Source organism: Tardiphaga sp. 619_E2_N8_4 (genome assembly GCF_051810905.1).
GTDB lineage: Bacteria > Pseudomonadota > Alphaproteobacteria > Rhizobiales > Xanthobacteraceae > Tardiphaga > Tardiphaga robiniae.
This window is the reverse complement of record NZ_JBPWQJ010000001.1, coordinates 3494307-3512639: the sequence shown is the minus strand read 5'-3', so window position 1 is coordinate 3512639 and position 18333 is coordinate 3494307. Positions and strand designations below refer to the sequence as shown.

Annotated in this window: 18 protein-coding genes and 1 tRNA gene; 4 read left to right on the top strand and 15 right to left on the bottom strand. The window is 62.1% G+C overall.

Annotated features, from left to right (window positions below; genetic code table 11):
* Nucleotides 1–13: 13 nt before the first annotated feature.
* Together AB8A23_RS16795 and AB8A23_RS16790 are read right to left on the bottom strand one after the other, a co-directional pair.
* Nucleotides 14–781: an SDR family NAD(P)-dependent oxidoreductase gene (locus AB8A23_RS16795; protein WP_093762164.1), complete on the bottom strand. Its 768-nt coding sequence runs from the start codon at nt 779–781 to the stop codon at nt 14–16.
* Nucleotides 782–924: 143 nt separating this feature from the next.
* Entirely contained in the window at nt 925–1662 is a 738-nt protein-coding gene (locus AB8A23_RS16790; protein WP_120293136.1) for a histidine phosphatase family protein, read from the bottom strand.
* Nucleotides 1663–1797: 135 nt separating this feature from the next.
* On the opposite strand from AB8A23_RS16790, the gene AB8A23_RS16785 reads away from it, so the two are divergent.
* Nucleotides 1798–2583: an SDR family NAD(P)-dependent oxidoreductase gene (locus AB8A23_RS16785; RefSeq protein ID WP_439058872.1), complete on the top strand. Its 786-nt coding sequence runs from the start codon at nt 1798–1800 to the stop codon at nt 2581–2583.
* Between the two features lie 29 nt (nt 2584–2612).
* Here the strand turns inward: AB8A23_RS16785 and AB8A23_RS16780 are convergent, their stop codons facing one another.
* From AB8A23_RS16780 to AB8A23_RS16760, 5 genes are all read right to left on the bottom strand, one after another.
* The gene (locus tag AB8A23_RS16780; protein ID WP_439066024.1) at nt 2613–3869 is read right to left on the bottom strand and encodes an MFS transporter; all 1257 of its coding nucleotides are present in this window, start codon (nt 3867–3869) and stop codon (nt 2613–2615) included.
* Nucleotides 3870–3973: 104 nt separating this feature from the next.
* The gene (locus AB8A23_RS16775) at nt 3974–4885 is read right to left on the bottom strand and encodes a DMT family transporter (RefSeq protein WP_439061183.1); all 912 of its coding nucleotides are present in this window, start codon (nt 4883–4885) and stop codon (nt 3974–3976) included.
* Nucleotides 4886–5047: 162 nt separating this feature from the next.
* Nucleotides 5048–5959 carry a DMT family transporter gene (locus tag AB8A23_RS16770; RefSeq protein WP_439058877.1) on the bottom strand — a complete coding sequence of 304 codons (912 nt, stop codon included), beginning with the start codon at nt 5957–5959 and terminating at the stop codon, nt 5048–5050.
* Between the two features lie 118 nt (nt 5960–6077).
* Nucleotides 6078–7139, bottom strand: coding sequence for a phosphotransferase family protein (locus AB8A23_RS16765; protein WP_068731551.1), 1062 nt, complete (start codon nt 7137–7139; stop codon nt 6078–6080).
* Nucleotides 7140–7161: 22 nt separating this feature from the next.
* Nucleotides 7162–8397: an acyl-CoA dehydrogenase family protein gene (locus AB8A23_RS16760; protein WP_315842732.1), complete on the bottom strand. Its 1236-nt coding sequence runs from the start codon at nt 8395–8397 to the stop codon at nt 7162–7164.
* 269 nt (nt 8398–8666) lie between these two features.
* Between AB8A23_RS16760 and AB8A23_RS16755 the strand changes: the two genes are divergently transcribed.
* Nucleotides 8667–9338 (top strand): TetR/AcrR family transcriptional regulator, encoded by a 672-nt coding sequence (locus AB8A23_RS16755; protein WP_068731633.1) that lies wholly within the window; start codon nt 8667–8669, stop codon nt 9336–9338.
* 85 nt (nt 9339–9423) lie between these two features.
* Entirely contained in the window at nt 9424–10152 is a 729-nt protein-coding gene (locus AB8A23_RS16750; protein WP_439058879.1) for a YkgJ family cysteine cluster protein, read from the top strand.
* Between the two features lie 117 nt (nt 10153–10269).
* On the opposite strand, the gene AB8A23_RS16745 is transcribed toward AB8A23_RS16750, so the two are convergent.
* Nucleotides 10270–10503, bottom strand: coding sequence for a hypothetical protein (locus tag AB8A23_RS16745; protein WP_231080270.1), 234 nt, complete (start codon nt 10501–10503; stop codon nt 10270–10272).
* A 196-nt stretch (nt 10504–10699) separates the two neighbouring features.
* Here AB8A23_RS16745 and AB8A23_RS16740 point away from each other — a divergent pair, with 196 nt between their 5' ends.
* The gene (locus tag AB8A23_RS16740; RefSeq protein ID WP_439060506.1) at nt 10700–11314 is read left to right on the top strand and encodes a hypothetical protein; all 615 of its coding nucleotides are present in this window, start codon (nt 10700–10702) and stop codon (nt 11312–11314) included.
* Nucleotides 11315–11344: 30 nt separating this feature from the next.
* On the opposite strand, the gene AB8A23_RS16735 is transcribed toward AB8A23_RS16740, so the two are convergent.
* From AB8A23_RS16735 to AB8A23_RS16705, 7 genes are all read right to left on the bottom strand, one after another.
* Nucleotides 11345–11512, bottom strand: a complete 168-nt coding sequence (locus AB8A23_RS16735; RefSeq protein ID WP_439058880.1) for a hypothetical protein — start codon at nt 11510–11512, stop codon at nt 11345–11347.
* 561 nt (nt 11513–12073) lie between these two features.
* Nucleotides 12074–13198: a serine hydrolase domain-containing protein gene (locus AB8A23_RS16730; protein ID WP_439058882.1), complete on the bottom strand. Its 1125-nt coding sequence runs from the start codon at nt 13196–13198 to the stop codon at nt 12074–12076.
* 92 nt (nt 13199–13290) lie between these two features.
* The gene (locus AB8A23_RS16725) at nt 13291–14256 is read right to left on the bottom strand and encodes a DUF4238 domain-containing protein (RefSeq protein ID WP_439058884.1); all 966 of its coding nucleotides are present in this window, start codon (nt 14254–14256) and stop codon (nt 13291–13293) included.
* 286 nt (nt 14257–14542) lie between these two features.
* Nucleotides 14543–14616, bottom strand: a tRNA-Gly gene (locus AB8A23_RS16720).
* Between the two features lie 1096 nt (nt 14617–15712).
* Complete coding sequence (locus tag AB8A23_RS16715) at nt 15713–16507, bottom strand: MetQ/NlpA family ABC transporter substrate-binding protein (RefSeq protein ID WP_439058885.1); 795 nt, start codon at nt 16505–16507, stop codon at nt 15713–15715.
* A 44-nt stretch (nt 16508–16551) separates the two neighbouring features.
* Nucleotides 16552–17217: a methionine ABC transporter permease gene (locus AB8A23_RS16710; RefSeq protein WP_068732062.1), complete on the bottom strand. Its 666-nt coding sequence runs from the start codon at nt 17215–17217 to the stop codon at nt 16552–16554.
* A complete protein-coding gene (locus AB8A23_RS16705) occupies nt 17207–18328 on the bottom strand; it encodes a methionine ABC transporter ATP-binding protein (RefSeq protein WP_439058888.1) in 1122 nt (373 codons plus the stop codon). The genes AB8A23_RS16710 and AB8A23_RS16705 overlap by 11 nt, the downstream gene beginning before the upstream one ends.
* Nucleotides 18329–18333 lie beyond the last annotated feature (5 nt).

The window sequence follows — 18333 nt, the reverse complement described above, 5'->3', positions numbered from 1 at the left end:
GACGAGATTGATCTCAGCTAATCGTCGCGCCGCCGTCGATCACCATGGTCTGGCCGGTCATGAAATTCCCGGCCGCCGATCCCAGGAACACCGCGGCGCCCGCGATCTCATCGGGGATGCCGATGCGCAGCAGCGGCGAGCGTGCGGTGGAGGCCTTGAGGTTCTCTGGATTGTCCCACAGCGCCTTGGCAAAGTCGGTCTTGATCAGGCCCGGCGCGATGCAGTTCACGCGCACATTGAACTTGCCGTATTCGCAGGCAAGATTGCGGGCGAGCTGCATGTCGGCGGCTTTCGAGATCGCATAGGCACCCAGGATCGTCGAGCCTTTCAACCCGCCGATCGACGACACGATGATCACCGAGCCGTCCTTGCGTTCGATCATGTCCGGCACGACCATGCTGGTCAGCCAGTTGTTGGCGACGATGTTGTTGTCGAGAATCTTGCGGAACTGATCGTCGGAAATGCCGGCCAGCGGCCCGTAATACGGATTCGATGCGGCGTTACACACCAGCACGTCGATCTTGCCGAACGCCTTCTTGCTCTCGTCGACGAGGTTCTGCAGGTTCTCCTTGCTGGAGATGTTCGCGGCGATGGCCACCGCCGTCCCCGCGCCGAACTGCGCGTTGATCTCCTTCGCCACCTCGTCGCAGACATCCTGCTTGCGCGACGAGATCACCACCTTGGCGCCGTGCTCCGCCATGCGCTCGGCAATGGCGCGGCCGATGCCACGCGTCGAGCCGGTGATGACGGCAACTTTTCCGGTCATGTCGAACAGGTTCATGTGTGTTTCTCCCTAGTTTTTTCTGTTTGAGTTTTCCTCCGTCATTGCGAGGAGCGAAGCGACGAAGCAATCCAGTCCTTCTTGTTGACGAAAAGAACTGGATTGCTTCGTCGCCAAGAGGCTCCTCGCAATGACGGCTATGACTAAGCCAGTTTCGTCGGCGTCACTTCCGGCCCCGCCGGCTGATGCATCGCTGCATGCGACGGATCGGCGATCCATGGCTGCTGGTTGACCATTGGAATGCGCCAGCCACTGTGGCCGTCGCTGGCGAGATGATCGAGCCGCGTCACCGAGCAGTTGTCGATGGTGAAAGCGAGGCCGCGATCCGGCTGATCGTTGAGCGCAAGACCGATGGCCGCCTTGATCGTGCCGCCATGCGCGACCGCAATGATATCCTTGCCGGCGTGCTCGACATTGATGCGTTCGATGCCACGGCGGACGCGGTTGTAGAGGTCCATGAAACTTTCGCCATTCGGCGATGGCTCATCGATCGGCGCGAACCAGTAGCTGCCGACATTGATGGGACGGCTGGCGAAGAACGCCGCGCGGTTCATGCCCTGCCAGTCGCCGAGATGCTGTTCGGCGAAATCCGCTTCATGCGGCATCGCGTCGGGCTTCGGAAATCCTGCGGCCCAGATCGCACTCGCCGTCTGATGCGTCCGCTTGAGATTGCTGGCGACCCAGACAGCATTGCGCGGCAGGATCTTGCCGACCGCATCGAACACCACGCGGTCGCTGCAGTCGCAGTCCATGTCCTTCTGGCCGTAGATATTGCCGCCGTCACTCCGCACCGGGGCGTGTCGCACCCACCACCACCGCGTCGCCGTCACACCTTGAGGGACTGTATGCTGCGCCACGAACGGTTTCTCGGCGTTGGACATCGTGACCACCCTTCAATACTGTTTCATCCGTCCTACGTCAGAGCGCGAAGCGCCTCAAGCATCTTCGCAGCTTGGCACGCATCATTGAATTCCATATGGCGGCACGCCGCACAAAAAACATACAGGGAGAGAGTTATGGGCCGCCTCGCAGGCAAATCCGTCATCATCACCGGCGCAGGTAGCGGCATCGGCCGCGCCGCAGCGCAATTGTTCTCGCTGGAAGGCGCGAAGCTCATCATCGTCGACCGCAGCGAGAGCGTGCATGAGACCGCCAAACTTGTGAGCGATGCCGGCGGCACCATTGAAGCGATCACGGCGGATGCCGGTTCCGAGAGCGATGTGAAAGCCTATATCGAAAAGGCGCTTTCAAAATACGGCAAGCTCGACGCGATCTGGGCCAATGCCGGCATATCAGGCGGCCTCGTGCCACTGCTGGAGCAGACCGTCGAGCAATGGCAGGAGATCCTGCGCATCAATCTGATCGGGCCGTTCCTCGCGATCAAGCATTCCATGCCGCATATGGTGAAACAGGGCCACGGCTCCATCGTCCTCACCGCCTCTGTCGCAGGTCTGAAGTCCGGCGCCTCCGGCCATCCCTATGCGTCCAGCAAGGCCGGCGTTATCAGCCTGGTGCAGACCACGGCCTATTCGCTCTCCGGCACCGGCGTGCGCATCAATGCGGTATGCCCCGGCCTCATCGAGACCGGCATGACCAAGCCGATCTTCGACAATGCGAAAGAACGGGGCACCCAGGGCAAGATCGGCCAGCTCAATCCGCTGAAGCGCGCCGGCCAGCCGCATGAACTCGCGGCGATGGGACTGTTTCTGGCGAGCGACGACGCGTCCTATGTGAATGGCCAGGCGATCCCGGTGGACGGCGGCCTCACGGCGTCGATGCCTTACGCGGGCAAACCAATCTAAGACGGAATGCGGGATGGGTTTGGCTTCGCTCAACTCATCCTGCGATCCAGAACAACTGCCGCGTTCGTCGCCCGCGGGGCGGCCAGCAAAGCAAGCGCCGAGGCCACCTGAATGGCGACGCCGATGAAAATCGGTGTCGCGTAGCCGCCCGTAAGGTCTCGCAGAAGCCCCATGGTTGCCGGCCCACACGCATTGATCACGCCGGCAATCCCGATGGACAGCCCGAGCACCACGCTGAACGCGTTCGACGGGAATTCGCGCTGAACGATTAGCGCCGGCAGCGTGATCAGATTGCCCATCGAAAAGCCGAACACCGCACAGGCAAGGAATAGCCCGGTCGTGCTGGTCGAGAATCCCAATACGCTCAGTGCCGCAGCCTGGCTGAAGATCGATACCGCGGCAGCGCGGCGTGGGTCGACGCGGTCGGCAACGAGACCAAGCGTAATGCGCCCGACCAGCGACATGGCCGTTGTGAGCGAGACCGCGCCGCCCGCCGACTGAAATCCGATTATCGGCGTCAGGATCGATATCTGATGCACGATGAACGCAACCTGCACCAGGATTGCGAATGCGAATGGTGCGGTCAAGCTCCAGAACCCGGGATCGCGCAGGAGGTCTGCACGTGACAATGGCGGAGCCGCATGTGCAGCTTCGGCAATCCGCCGTTCCCCTGCACGCGGGAATCGAACCATGATGGCCAAGACCGGCACGAGCACGATCGCCAACACGGCGGCGGCGATATCCAGCGCGTGGCGAAATCCGGTCGCTTCGACCAGCAGGACCAGGCCGGGCATCAACAAGATGCCACTGAACGTCGCCCCGGTGAAGGTGAGACTGATCGCCAGGCCGCGCTTGCGGTCGAACCAGGCACCGACGATCGCCGCAGCGGTGATCGTGCCAAGGCCGACCCAGGCCAGCGCGAGCACGACAAAGCCTGCATAGAGATGCAGGAGGGAGTCCGCCGATGCCAGCAATACAAGACCTGTCGCAAGCGCGGCGATACCCGCAAGTACCAGGCTGCGCGGCCCGATCCAGCGCAACAGATCGCTGACGAACATCGATAGCAGGGAGCCCAGTACGAGACAGAGCGTACTTCCCGTTGCGATTAGCCCGGTCGGCCAATCGTTGAGGCGGCGGAGTTCGGCGACATAGATGCCCTGCCCGTACAGGCCGAAACCGAAGATCGAGATCTGGACCAGAAACAGGGCGGCAACAATCCGCCAGCCCATATAGCGCAACGACGTCTCGTCAGCCGGATCGGTCTCGGCCATCGCATGCGTTTGCATTTCCCCACCGCCGCGCTCAATGCGTCCCCATAGAACGCTACCTATGATTGCGGCGCCATGCCATCGCGGCGTATCGGTGCGCGGTCAAGAAATAACGCAGACAGTTACAATCCGTCAGGCGGAGCGTTCGATGAATTCGTCGCCAGCAAACGGTCGCGCACGCGCTCGCGGTGGAATGTGTAGATGCCGGACAGCACGATGACGCCCGCGCCGAGCACCATCATGGCGTCGGGCACGTCACCGAAGACCAGATAGCCCAGCAGCATCGCGTAGAGCATCTGCGAATAGCGCATCGGCGCGACCGACGAGACATCGCCGACGCGCAGCGCGAGGATGACGCACTGGAATCCGATCAGCGTCATCACCGCCGCCAGCGCCAGCAAAGCGAGCGAATGAAACGATAGCGCAGTCCAGTCCCCGTGCAGCAGAGTGAACACTGCCCCAGCCAGGGTCACCGCAACGGCGGTGAGAAAGGTCACGAACAGCGTGGGAATTTCGGCCGGGATGCGTTTGGTGACGAGATCGCGCGTGGCGTAGAACAACACCGATAGCAGCGCCACCAAAGTGAACTGGCTGAACCCCTCGGCGCCCGGCCGCACGATGATCAGCACGCCAATGAAGCCCGCGGCAATCGCCAACCATCGGCGCCACCCCACCGGCTCGCCCAGAATCAGCACGGCGCCGCAGGTCATCACCAGCGGCAGCGATTGAACGATGGCAGTCACATTGGCGAGCGGTAGCGCGCTGACCGCGACCAGGAACAGCGCCGAGCCGCCGATCTCCCCGGAGATGCGCAGCGCCACTGACGGCACGAACAGCAGCCGCAGCGGCCGTAGCGCGCCCTGATGCACCGCCAGCGCACCGATCATGACGCTGGCGAACAGCCCGCGCAGCATCATTACCTGGCTGAAATGCATCTGCACGGTCAGAAATTTGGCAATGGCGTCGTTGACACTGAAGGTTGCCATGGAGACAGCCATCAGCAGGCTGCCGCGCAGATTGGGAGAGAGAGGCAAGACAATCCTGGGTGAGTTACGGTCAGAGCAGACAGGCCCCGAACAGAGCAAGACTCAGGCCAAATGATTGCGCCTCATGTGCACGAAGACGGACGTGCGAGCCAGATGGCTCACGCGTCCCTGCCATTCACTGCGCGCCGGACTGATGGCCCGGCGCCAAGCCTACAACCCATCCGGCGGCATGCTCGGCGCACTGGCCGCCGGCAACCGGTTGCGAACACGCTCGCGATGAAATGCATAAAGACCGGACAGCACGATCACCGACGCGCCGAGAACCATCGGGCCGTCCGGCACATCGCCGAACACGAGGTAGCCAAGCAACATGGCCCACAGCAGTTGCGAATACCGGAACGGCGCAACAGCGGAGATATCGCCGGCGCGCAGTGCCAGAATCACACACTGATATCCAATCAGCACCAGCACAGCGGCGAGCGCCAGCAGGCCAAGCGACCGGTTCGAGGGCGGCGTCCAGCCGCCCAGCGGAACAAGCAGGATGGCGCCAACGATCGTCACGACGATCGTCGTCAAAAACGTGACGAACAGTGAAGGGATTTCGGCCGGAATGCGCTTGGTCGCGAGATCGCGCACGGTACAGAACGCGACCGACAACAGCGCCAGCAGCGAAAACTGGTTGAATCCCTCCAAACCGGGCCGGACCACAATGAGAACGCCGATGAAGCCCGCGGCAATCGCCAGCCAGCGACGCCAGCCCACCTGCTCACCGAAGATGAGTGCCGCACCGAGCGTGATCGCGAGTGGCAGCGATTGAAAGATCGACGATACATTCGCAAGGGGCAGATGTGCGAGCGACGCCAGAAAAGTCACGGTGCCGCCGATCTCGCCGAATACGCGCAGCGCCACAGACGGCACGAACAGGATGCGCAGCGGACGCAGGGCCTTCCGCTGGGTGGCGAGCGCGCCGATCAACACGACGGCGAACAGACCGCGCACCAGCATCACCTGGCCGAAGTTCATGTGCAGCGTCAGGAATTTCGTGAGCGCGTCGTTGAGGCTGAAGCCGGCCATGGCTATGGCCATCAGCACGCTGCCGCGAAGACTGGGAGAGAGAGACAAGTGCGTTTCCAGGTCGATCGACGCAGCAGCACTTGCTGCGGCCGGCCCTCTTGGCGGGGCATCTCTGAAGCGATCATGAAAGAGGCGCGATCCCCAGTCGGTCGCGCCTCTCTATGGTTTATTTCGCGCCCGCGAGCTGCGCGTATTTCCACGACGCCTGCGCCAGCGGCACGGTGCGCTTGGCGGATTCCATGGCCTTGGCGGAGGATGCCGTGCCATCGCGGACGCGGCCGGCAATGCCCTGCAGAATGCCGGTGAGCCGGAACAGGTTGTAGCAATAGTACCAGTTCAGATCCGGCACGCTCTTGCGGCCAGCCTTGTCGCAATAGATCTTGGCGGCTTCATCCATGGTCGGGATGTTGAGCGCCTTGAAGTCGAGCCCGTCGAGGCCCGGCATGATCCACTGCATCAAAAGATAAGTGAAGTCGGCCATCGGATCGCCCAATGTCGACAACTCCCAGTCGAGCACCGCCTGCACCTTCGGCTGCGTCGTATGGAACACCATGTTGTCGATGCGATAGTCGCCATGCACCACCGACACCCGCTCCTGCTCTGGAACGGAGGTCGGCAGCCATTCGATCAGCCGTTCCATTTCCGGAATGAGCTGCGTCTCCGAGGCGCGGTACTGCTTGGTCCAGCGATCGACCTGACGGGAAAAGTAATTACCGGGACGGCCGAAGTCGCCGAGCCCGATTTTTTCGGGATCGTAGCTGTGCAGTTGCGCCAGCGTCTCGATCTTCGCCGTGAAGATCGCGCGGCGATCTTCCTTCGGCACCGTTGGCAGCGCCGGATCCCAGAAGATCCGGCCGTCTTCCATCGACATGATGTAGAACGCCGAACCGATGACATTGTCATCGGTGCAGAGTGCGTAGGCCTTGGCGACCGGGAAGCCCTGCTTGCCCAATGCCGCGATCACCTTGTATTCGCGATCGACGGCGTGCGCCGATGGCAGAAGCTTGCCGAACGGCTTGCGCCGCATCACGTAGGACTGCTTCGGCGTATTCAGCCGATAGGTCGGGTTGCTTTGTCCGCCCTTGAACTGCAGGACGGTCAGCGGTCCCTCATAGCCTTCCACATGCTCGCGCATCCAGGCTTCGAGGCTCATCTCGTCGAAGCGATGCCGCTCCTCGACTGGCCTCGTGCCGTTATACTCGTCGTCGCGCTTCACACCATCGGTCACGTCAGTCTCCGCTTAGCGTTTCTTAGTGCTTCGACTCATTGGCATACTTGCGCAGTTCGAGCCGCGCAATGGCACGGTTGTGCACCTCGTCCGGACCGTCGGCGAGACGCATGGTGCGCATCGACGCATAGTCACGGGCGAGACCCGCATCGTCGGACACGCCGGCGGCGCCGTAAGCCTGGATCGCGTTGTCGATGATCTTCAGCGCCATATTCGGGCCGGAGACCTTGATCATCGCGATTTCGAGCTGGGCGGTCTTGTTGCCGACCTTGTCCATCATGTCGGCAGCCTTGAGGCAGAGCAGACGGTTCATCTCGATATCGGTGCGGGCTTCAGCGATGCGCTGCTCCCAGATCGAATATTCGATGATCTTCTTGCCAAAGGCGGTGCGCGACGACAGCCGGCGCACCATCTTCTCCAGCGCTTCCTCGGCCTTGCCGATGGTGCGCATGCAGTGATGGATGCGGCCCGGACCGAGACGGCCCTGCGCGATCTCGAAGCCGCGGCCTTCGCCCAGCAGGATGTTGCTGGCGGGCACGCGGACATTGTCCAGCTTCACCCGCGCGTGGCCGTGCGGTGCATCGTCGAAGCCGAACACCGGCAGCATCTTCTCGATTGTCACACCCTTGGCATCGCGCGGCACCAGGATCTGCGACTGCTGCTGATGCTTCGCCGCGCTCGGATCGGTCTTGCCCATCACGATCATCACGGCGCAGCGCGGATCGCCCATGCCCGACGACCACCACTTGGTGCCGTTGATGACGTATTCGTCGCCGTCGCGCTTGATCGAGGTCTCGATATTGGTTGCGTCCGACGACGCGACATCCGGCTCGGTCATCAGGAAGGCGGAGCGGATCTCGCCGTTCATCAGCGGCTTCAGCCACTTCTGCTTATGCTCTTTCGAGCCATAGCGCATGAACACTTCCATATTGCCGGTGTCAGGCGCCGAGCAGTTGAACACTTCCGACGCCCAGCCGATATGGCCCATCTGTTCGGCGAGCAGCGCGTATTCCAGATTGCTCAGTCCCGCACCGTGGAATTCGTCGTCTTCATGCGACGACGGCGGCATGAACATGTTCCACAGGCCTTCGGCCTTCGCCTTCTTCTTCAAGTCCTCGACGATGGGGATCACCTTCCAGCGCTCGCCCGCTTCGTCCTGCTGACGATAGATCGGCACGGCCGGACGCACATGCTTGGTCATGAAGGAGGACACGCGCTCGAGCCATTCGCGCTGGCGGTCCGACATATTGAAATCCATGGGGCGATCCTCGCGTTTTTTAGAATTGTTGGCGGCACTGTTGTCCCGTCGCTGGATCACCGCAAGAGCAAATTTGTCTCTGCTGATGCGGCACAGATCCGCGCGGGGGCGATGGCGTTGAGCAGATGCAATATGCCATCAGGCGCACATTGACATTTCCCGACGCTCAAACGATAGTTTCATACACGCGTTTGAAATGCAATGACCCCGATCCGCGCCACTTGCATGGGGCCATGTTGCAAAAGGACCGTTTTGATCAGGACGATCGCATGGCAGCAGACCACACACGGACGGCGATCATCACCGCAGCCGAACGGCTCTATGCCGAGCGCGGCTTTGCGGATGTGACCATGCGCGACATCGTGGCCGCGGCGGACGTCAATCTCGCGGCGGTGAATTATCATTTCGGCAGCAAGGACGAGCTGATCGCCGAACTGTTCGTGACGCGCAGCCTCGCCACCAATCGCGAGCGCCTGCGTGAATTGAAGGCGGCGGAGGAAGCCGGCGACGGCCGCGCCGACATCAACGCGATCTTTGCCGCCCTGGTCGGCCCGACGCTGCGCGGCTGCCTCGGTCCGGAGAAGCAGCGCTCGGATGCCGCGCGCTTCATGATCCGCGCCTCGATCGAATCCGTGCCGCCGATCCGCAAGATCAAGAACCGCGAGGTCGATCACCTCAAGCGCTTCGCCGCGGCGATGCGCCGGTCCCTACCCGATCAGGACCCCGCCGATATCTTCTGGGCGCTGCATTTCGCGCTGGCCATGGCGCACCAGACCATCCGCGACAGCGAACGCCTGACGCGCATGTCCGACGGATTGTGCGATCTCAACGATGTGCAGGCGATCACCGACCGCGTGGTTGCGGTCGCTGTCATGGCGCTGACGGGGAAACCGGCCAAAGCCCCGCTGAAGGAACCGGCCAAAGCGAAAGCGCGCGCCTGAACGGTAAAGCCCGGTTCCCGCTTCAGATTGCTCGTGACGTCCCGCCGATTCGCGGCGTAGGACGGGAGCGGATCGGGACCCCAGCATGAGCGCACAGGACGCCATCGACTTCGTGTCGGACAATATCGCGGAAGTGGGCACGCTGATGCGCTCGCTGTCCGGCCGCTATGAAGGCATCTTCGGCAATCTGCGCGCCGCCTATGGCGTCGCCTTCGAACAGGCGAACAGCATCGCGGACGCCGCACGCGATGCGACCGCCATTGCGGACGCCGCCACGACAGCCATTCGCGACAACATCCCGAACCAGCCCGGCAATGCCTGCACCAGCGGCTGCGCCGCCTGCTGTCATCTCTATGTCCAAGTGCCGCCCGGTACCGCGACGGTGATGGCAAGGCATATCGCCGCGCATTTCACGCCGGACGAACAGACGGCACTCCGCGGCCGCCTCGAAGTTGCCGCGGCTGCCGCACGCGATGCCGCCGACGTCATGAAACTTCGCATGCGCTGCGCGCTGCTCGGATCGGACAATCGCTGCACGGTCTATGAGGTCCGCCCGCTGACCTGCCGCGCCTTCACCTCGCGCTCGGTGGCGCGCTGCCACGACGTGGTGTTCGGCGACGTGCCTGAGGGCACCGGCGTCGAACAGAACGCCGCGCATTTCCGCATTCACATGGAAGCGACCTTCGCGCTGGAGCAGTCAGCGCGCAATCGCGGCCTGCCCGATACGCAGAAGGGACTGGCGCAGGCGCTGCTGGACGAGATGGGAACCATCGATGGGCGTGCACCGGACGCGAAGCGCCATGCCGGTTCGTGATGGCGAATGCGCGACCCCGCTCACGACCAACAGCCGACATGATCGATGAGTATTTCCGTCCCTTCGTCGCGCGACTCTCCGTTCATATCCAGGGGCTGACACCCTCCCCGCCACTGGCTATCGGCGCCGCGATTTGCGTGAGTGCTGGACTGGCGCAGGCGCAGCCGGCTGCGACACGAGTGAGCCCGATTGGTTTGTGACGTAGCCGCGCGATTCCTGCAGCCGGCGCTGATAGCCCGGCGAGTTCATGAAGCTGCTGCCACCGCCTCGGGCAGATGCCGCGTCAGCGAGCGCGAGTTCAGCAACGGCAGCCAGGACGAGCAGCGCAGCCTTCTTCGAAATAATGTTCATTGTTCGAACCTCTCCGACCTGAGCAAGCAGAGCAAGGCAAAATCGTTCCGACAATCACATGGCACATGGAATGAGGCTGCGGGAGCGCACCAGTGTTCCCGATCACCGCACCGTGATCCTCGCCTACGTAATCATCGCGATCCCCGAACGTAACGCTATCGGCACCAAGCCAGAGCGTTACGTGAAAGGACGAAATATGAGAGCGTTTTCTGCTGTAATCACCGGGCTGGGCATTGCCCTGCTAAGTGCAGCCAGCATTTCCGCCGCAAGCGCAGCCGAGACGGTTCGCGTGCGCGGCACGGTCGAGAGCGTCGACGGCGCGAAGCTAACGGTCAAAACCCGCGAGGGCAATTCGACCGCGATCAAGCTGAACGACAACTGGAAAGTCACCGGCGTCGCCAAGGCCTCGCTCAACGACATCAAGCCCGGCGACTTCGTCGGCATCGCCTCGCTGCCCAAGTCGCGCGGCGGCGACGGCGCCCTCGAAGTCCTGATCTTCCCGGCCGGCATGAAGGGCACAGGCGAAGGCAGCTATCCCTGGGATCTGAAGCCGAACAGCACCATGACCAACGCCACCGTCACCAACGCCGTCAAGGACGTCGACGGCCGCAACATCACGGTGACCTTCCACGGCAAGGAAAAGACCATCTCGGTCGCGGATGACACCACGGTCGTGACCTTTGCGGCTGCCGCGCAAGGTGACCTGAAGCCGGGCATGACGGTGTTCGTGCCGTCGCAGAAGGCGGACGACGGAACGCTCTCCACCGGCAACGTGGTCGCCGGCACCAATGGCGTCGTGCCGCCGATGTAGCCCGCGCGAAGCGCGCATTGCGCCGGGGGATCAGTCGAGCGGTTTGTCGTCATCGGTCGGAGGCTCTGCCTCCGGCGAGCAGATGTCGCCGCCGCCGAACTGATCCTCCGGAGCGGGATGGTCGCCGAGGATCGTGAGCGGGTCCGGCTTTTCGCCCGGACATTCCGGAGCCCGCTCCGCTGGCTTGCGAACATTCATGCTGGTGCCTCCCTTTGCAAGCCAACGCCGCCCCGTGCAATCCGTTGCATGGGAGGCGGCGGCCCTTCGAACGGGAGAGTCCGAGCTCCGCGCCGCGATTAGCTGACGGATAAACTCCGGCGCCTTCGCGCTGGAACAGGTGGCGCGCAATTGCGGACTGCCGGATGTGCAGAAGGGACTGACGCAGGCGTGCTGGACGAGATGACGGGTTGATACGGGCCCTGCTCGATGCCGGACGCAACGACTGGCCGGAGAGCTATTTACCGCGCATTAAGCATAAACTGCCATCTTCCCATCGAAGCTGCCGACATAGGTGCCTCAGATGATTTCGGAAGCACAAATTTTACGTTTGATTGCCCTGCCACTGGCAGGTTGCGCCTTCCTGATCGCCGTTTATCTCACGACCGGAATCGGCTTGAGATAAAGCGACGCGGAAGCCGAGCAGCGGCTCATCCGGAAGCGGAAGAATACGCTATCCCGCAACGCCCCGCCTGCGTTGCCTCCCTTGCGCGGCACCGCCAAGGTGCGAGCTTTAAAGCTCCACGTCCAAACGGAAGCGTCCTAGCTCCGCGCCGCGATCAGTTGCCGGATGAATTCCGGCGCCTTCGCGCTCGGCAGCCACCGCGTCACCGCGATCATATCGGCGTCGCGATCGATCCAGATCATGTTGCCGCCGGCCCCGAGCGCATAGACGGCCGTCTCCGGCGCATTCTTGTTGGCATGCGGCCCGCGGTTCAGCCACCACAGGAAGCCGTAATTCGGCTGCTGGGAAGACTGCGCCCACATCGCATCGACCCAGGCCTGCGACAGCAGCCGCCGGCCATTCCAGTCGCCGCCGCGCGCCATCAACAGGCCGAAGCGCGCATGGTCCTCGGCGCCGATGAACATGCCGCCGCCCCAATGGCCGCCGCCCGGCACCGACTGCATCCGCTGGCCGTCGATCTCGACGAAGGAATTGTCATAGCCGACCCACTCCCAGTCACCGGATGCGCCGATCGGATCCATGATGCGCGCACGCAGCACCTCCGGCAGCGGGTGCTTGAACAGATGCAGCAGGCTGAGCGACAGCAGGTTCACGCGCACATCGTTATATTCGTAGAAGCTGCCCGGCGTTTGCAGCTCGCGCAGCTCGCCCTTGCGGCTGTTGTCGGCATTCGGCGCGACCAGACGGTTGTGATCGATCTGGTCCGGCTTGCCGAACAGCTCGCCGCGCCATTCGCTGGTCTGTTCGAGCAGATGCCGCCAGGTGATCGGAGCATTATGCGCATCCGCAAACAGCGGCCCCGGCACGCGCTTGCCCACGGGCTCGTCGATATCCCCGATCAGCCCGTCATCCAGCGCGAGGCCTGTGAGCGTGGCGAGATAGCTCTTGGCGATGGAGAAGGTCATATCCGCCCGCGCGATCTCGCCCCACGCCGCCAGCACGCGGCCATTCTGCAGCACTAGGCCCGCCGACCCGCCGCGCTCGCGTACCGGACCCAGCACCGCGCTCCATGGCCCGACCTCATTCCAGTCCACATTCGGCGCGTAGCGGCCGTCCTCGTAATAGAACCCGCGCGGCCAAGGCGTTTCATTGGCCTGCGCGAAGGCGACGGCGGCGGCGAGCTTGTCCGGCGCGTAACCGGCGGCGCGCGGATCGATCTTGTCCCAGGCATTTGCGGCGGGGAAATAACGGGGGTCTGTCATGGGGATATCAGGCTCTCATTGGACAACAGGCGGCGGTTATTGACCGGATGGGAGCGGACGGCAACTGTATGCCCACGGCCAATGAGATTCGGTCAACCCTTCCATTTTGGTTTGCGCGGCCGCGGGCCGAATACATGCTCAAACAGAAGCATTTCTCCTCGCTCGCTTCTATGAATTGAGGTTTTTAGAACTGGCGAAATCTCGTGATGATTGGAGAATAGCGCGAAGTGAGAATCTGCTCCGGACAAGATCATCCGATATCCAAATTTGGCGACGACCGAATTATAGTGATGAATCTCGTCTGGCCGACCGACAATAGTGTGATTGAATTCGCGTGAGCCAAACCTAGTGTAACCACGCAGCAGGAGCTTTGCGCTTATTGGGAAGATCAACTCAATCGGACCATTTGGCGGAAAAACTGTATAGGGCTGTCGAACCGCTTCCGGTATCAACGGATCAAAGTAACAAACCGGAGAGTCACTAGTTAAGAATTGATCATCGGTCGCATTATGTAAAATTTGGTAGCTCAATGCGTCGATCACTCGGCCAACTCCCTTCGCAAGATCAGTCATCGCCAAAATCGAACGGTGAGGATCAATCGACACTTCAAGCATGTTTAGGAGATCAGGAAACTCCTTGGGGGGCGCTGGCAAGCGTCCCGCACGGTCCAAAGCACGTGTTGTCGCTTTGACAGATTCAGCTAGCGACAGCTCAACCATATCACGAGCCGCAGGCACTCGAACGCGCATCATTAAAACAAAGGTGAGCAATTCCAAGAGGTCTTCGGAAGCTATAGAGTTCGCTGAAAGACGCGCCACGAGCGCAGGCCAGCCAGTCTCGAATTTTCCGAATGCATCCTCGATTGCATTGTTGTTGCGACCACCGTCCGACAAAGGTTGAGAGTAATAGTAATTCTCAAAACCAATCTCATCCGGTTTCAAATGGATTTTGTCGTTAAGTGGAGAATCCTTCAGAAAAGCTCTGATTTTTTCGCTCGGATCACAAAAGCCCTTCAGATAGCTAACAGGGACAAAGTGGTGGCGCTTTTTTTCGTTCATCATTGTTCTCAATGGGAGTCGGGCGCTTTCCGCTAATATGAGACACCACGAAGGCACGTTGGCGTTTGCGGTAGTCCAGAACACCACAACACGAACCCAAGGGCGCATTTTTGGCGCCCCCACATCTCATCCGCTACGAACGAGTCCAATCTCACCTAGTATGCAGTGATCACTGCCACCATTTCGTATGAGTACGAGCAAGCAAGGGAGACGATTGTTGTACCGTTCTGCACGGCGCGGCGGCAGTGCGCCTCTGACGCACCCAAATTTTAGGAAGGCACGCCACTGGAGCGGGTAGAGGGAATCGAACCCTCGTATTCAGCTTGGAAGGCTGCTGCTCTACCATTGAGCTATACCCGCGCGCGGCATCAGGTAACACGTCACGCGGCGGGTCTCAACCTCATGTGAGGTCGCATCCCCTGCCCGCTGCGACCGGCGGATTGCGGTTTGATTTCAAAGGGATGGCGCGAGGACATGGGGTTTGAGGCTGAAGGCCAGCCGTGGATGCCGGGCCGCCTTTCTCGTCATTCCGGGGCGCGGCCGGCACTTGCCGGACGCGAACCCGGAATCCCGACATGTTCAGCGCAGAACAGGCCGAGATTCCGGGTTCGCGATACGCCGCCTTCGGCGCCTCCTCCCGCCCCGGAATGACGAGTGTGGCGCGGGCAAGACAGCGCTCACACATTTTTTCCTATATCACGTTGACAGTATCCCTATATTGATTATATTCCCTATCGTCCGGCCTCGGTGAGAGGGGCGAGCGCGATCGTCACGTTCGCGGGGCTGGATGCGGTGGACGCCGGAGATGCGGCGTTACGCGGTTCATGGGGAACGTCTGTCTTCGGGCAGGACGGATCTGCGCCAGCACTGCCACTGGCAAGGACACGGCCGACCTTCGGATGGACAGACCCCTGGACAGTGTGACGGACGACCAAATCGAAACGCGTCCGGCTTAAGTGCTTGAGGCTACCCTGTCCCTCCGCCCTGGGACACTAATTTTGGTGATGGGGCCGTTCGCCAAGGCAGATGTGCAGGCAACCGAAAAAACACCGCAGGCGGAACGCCGGGCACTTGCTCGGCGCCTCCGAAAGTCCTGATGCACTCACAATTGCGGAAGACCGCATCGCATCAGGCCCAAGGGTGCAACGGGCACCCGGCGTTCCGCACGCCCTCTCGATTGAGGGTGGGAAGGAATGCGCAAAACTCGGACGCCATTGGCGCCGCGAGAATGCGAGCGCGTGGCTCTTTGAAATTTTGGAGATGCGATGGCGCGACGGCGCCAGAAATATCCCTCCCCCCGCGCGAAGCGAAGCTTCGCTAGGCGGGAAGGGTCGGCCGAGCGAAGCGGAGGCCGGGGTGGGGGTTGCCCCACGTGAGGGCGCCGCTTGTGGCACCCCCACCCGACCGGCCAAGCGGCCGGCCACCCTCCCCGCAAGGGGGAGGGAAAAGAAGGACCTTACCAGGTCGCGAGCACCGAGCCCTTGAACTTCTCGTCGATGAACGCCTTCACCTCGGGCGACTGATAGCTTTCCACCAGCGTCTTCACCCAGGGCTTGTCCTTGTCCACGGCACGCACGGCGATGATGTTGGCGTAAGGACCCTTCGGGTCCTCGCGCAGGATCGCGTCCTTCACGGGATCGAGGCCGGCCTGGGTGGCGTAATTGGTGTTGATCCCTGCGACGTCGACGTCAGGCAGCGTGCGCGGCAGCTGCGCGGCATCGACTTCGGTGATCTTCAGCTTCTTCGGATTGTCGGTGATGTCGAGCAAGGTCGGCTTGAAGCCGACGCCGTCTTTCAGCTTGATGATGCCCTTGTCGCGCAGCAGGATCAGCACGCGGCCGCCATTGGTCGGATCGTTCGGGATCGCCAGCGTTGCGCCGGTCTTGATCTCGTCCCAGGTCTTCACCTTCTTCGAATAGATGCCCATCGGGAAGTTGATGGTGTTGCCCACCGCAACGATCTTGTATTTGCGATCGGCCACCTGGTTGTCGAGATAGGGCTGATGCTGGAACGAATTGGCCTGCAGGTCGCCGGCTTCCAGCGCCGCATTCGGCACCACATAGTCGGAGAATTCGATGATCTGGATGTCGAGGCCCTTCTTGGCGGCGACGGCCTTGGCAGCTTCCAGCACCTGCGCATGCGGACCGGGTGTCACGCCGACCTTGATGGTCTCGGCTGACGCAGCACCGGTGAGCGCGGCGAAAGCGAGGATGGAGAGAAGATAGCGACGAAGAGACATGGTGTTTTCCATTGTGAGTAACGAGTATGAACGGGCCCGCTGATGCGGGTGACCACTCAGGAATGTCGCGTGCGCTTGTCGAGGCGGCGCGAGATGAAGTCGCCAAGGCTCTGCACGCCCTGCACGAGACAGATCAGCACGGCGACGACGGTCGCCATGACTTCCGGCATGAAACGCTGATAGCCGTAGCGGATGCCGAGATCGCCGAGGCCGCCGCCGCCGACGGCGCCGACCATGGCCGAATAGCCGATCAGGCTGACGGTCGCGAGCGTGAGCGCCAGCGTCACCGCCGGCATCGCTTCAGGCAACAAGACCTTCCAGACGATCTGCAGCGGGCTCGCGCCAAAGGCACGCGCGGCTTCGACCAGGCCCTGATCGACTTCGCGGATGGCGCCTTCGATGACCCTGGCGATGAACGGCGTCGCGGCAATGGTTAGCGGCACCACGGCAGCACTGGTGCCGATCGAGGTGCCAGCGATCAGGCGCGTCAGCGGCACGATGGCAACGACGAGAATGATGAACGGCGTCGAGCGCGTGGCATTGACGACGAGGCCAAGCAGCCGATTGACGTTCGGCGCCGGGAACAGCTCACCCGCGCGGCTCGTCGCCAGAAAGATGCCTAGCGGCAGACCGGCCAACGTGCCGAAAATGCCAGCCAGCGCGACCATGGTGAGCGTGTCCAGCGTCGACCACAGGATCATGTTGATCAGTTCAGGCGACATAGCCGAGATGCTCCACGGTGTTGCGGGTCGCGGTGAGATCGGCGATCAGCTTCGCCTGCAGCTCCGGGTCTGCGGCGACGGATGCGATCAGCGTGCCGAACGGATGGTCGGCGACATATTCGATCTGCCCATGCATGATGTTGAAGTCCACGCCATAGGTGCGCGTCAGCCTGGACAGCACCGGCTCGTCCGCATCGGCGCCGGTGAAAGCGATGCGGATCACCGCCTGACGGCCGGGCGCATAGTCCGCAAGCAGCTTGGCCTGCAGCCATTCCGGCACATTGCCGCCGGTGACTTCGCCGACGAAGCGCTTGGTCGTGGCGTGGGTCGGCTTCGAGAAGATCTCGTAGGTGGTGCCCTGCTCGATGATCTGCCCGCCTTCCATCACAGCGACGCGCTGGGCGAGCTTCTTCACCACGGACATTTCATGGGTGATGAAGAGGATGGTGAGATTGAGATCGGCATTGATCTGCTTGAGCAGCGCGATGATCTGCGCCGTGGTCTCCGGATCGAGCGCCGAGGTCGCCTCGTCCGACAGCAGCACTTTCGGTTTGGTGGCCAGCGCACGAGCGATGCCGACGCGCTGCTTCTGTCCGCCGGAGAGTTCGGCGGGATAACGGTCGCGCTTGTCGGCAAGGCCGACCATGTCGAGCAGCGGCTCGACGATTCCCTTGATGTCTTTCCGCGGCGTGCCGGCGATTTCCAGCGGCAGCGCGATATTGTCGAAGGCGGTGCGCGACGACAGCAGGTTGAAATGCTGGAAGATCATGCCGATGGAGCGGCGCGCCTGACGCAACGCCTTCTCGTCCAGCGATCCGATGTCGAGGCCGTCGACGGTGACCTTGCCATGGGTCGGCTGCTCGAGCCCGTTGATCAGGCGGATGAGCGTCGACTTGCCGGCGCCGCTCTTGCCGATCACGCCGACAATGGCGCCTTCGGGCACCACGAGGTCGATAGCGTCGACCGCCTTCACCTCGGCGGAATCCTTCCGCGACGGGAAGATCTTGCTGACGCCATCGAAGGAGATGATGGCACGCCCTTGTTGGCCAGGATCTTGCGGATCGAGAACTGGCACGGGCGCTCCGGTCGGCTTGGACAGGGGAGCGTTCATTGAAT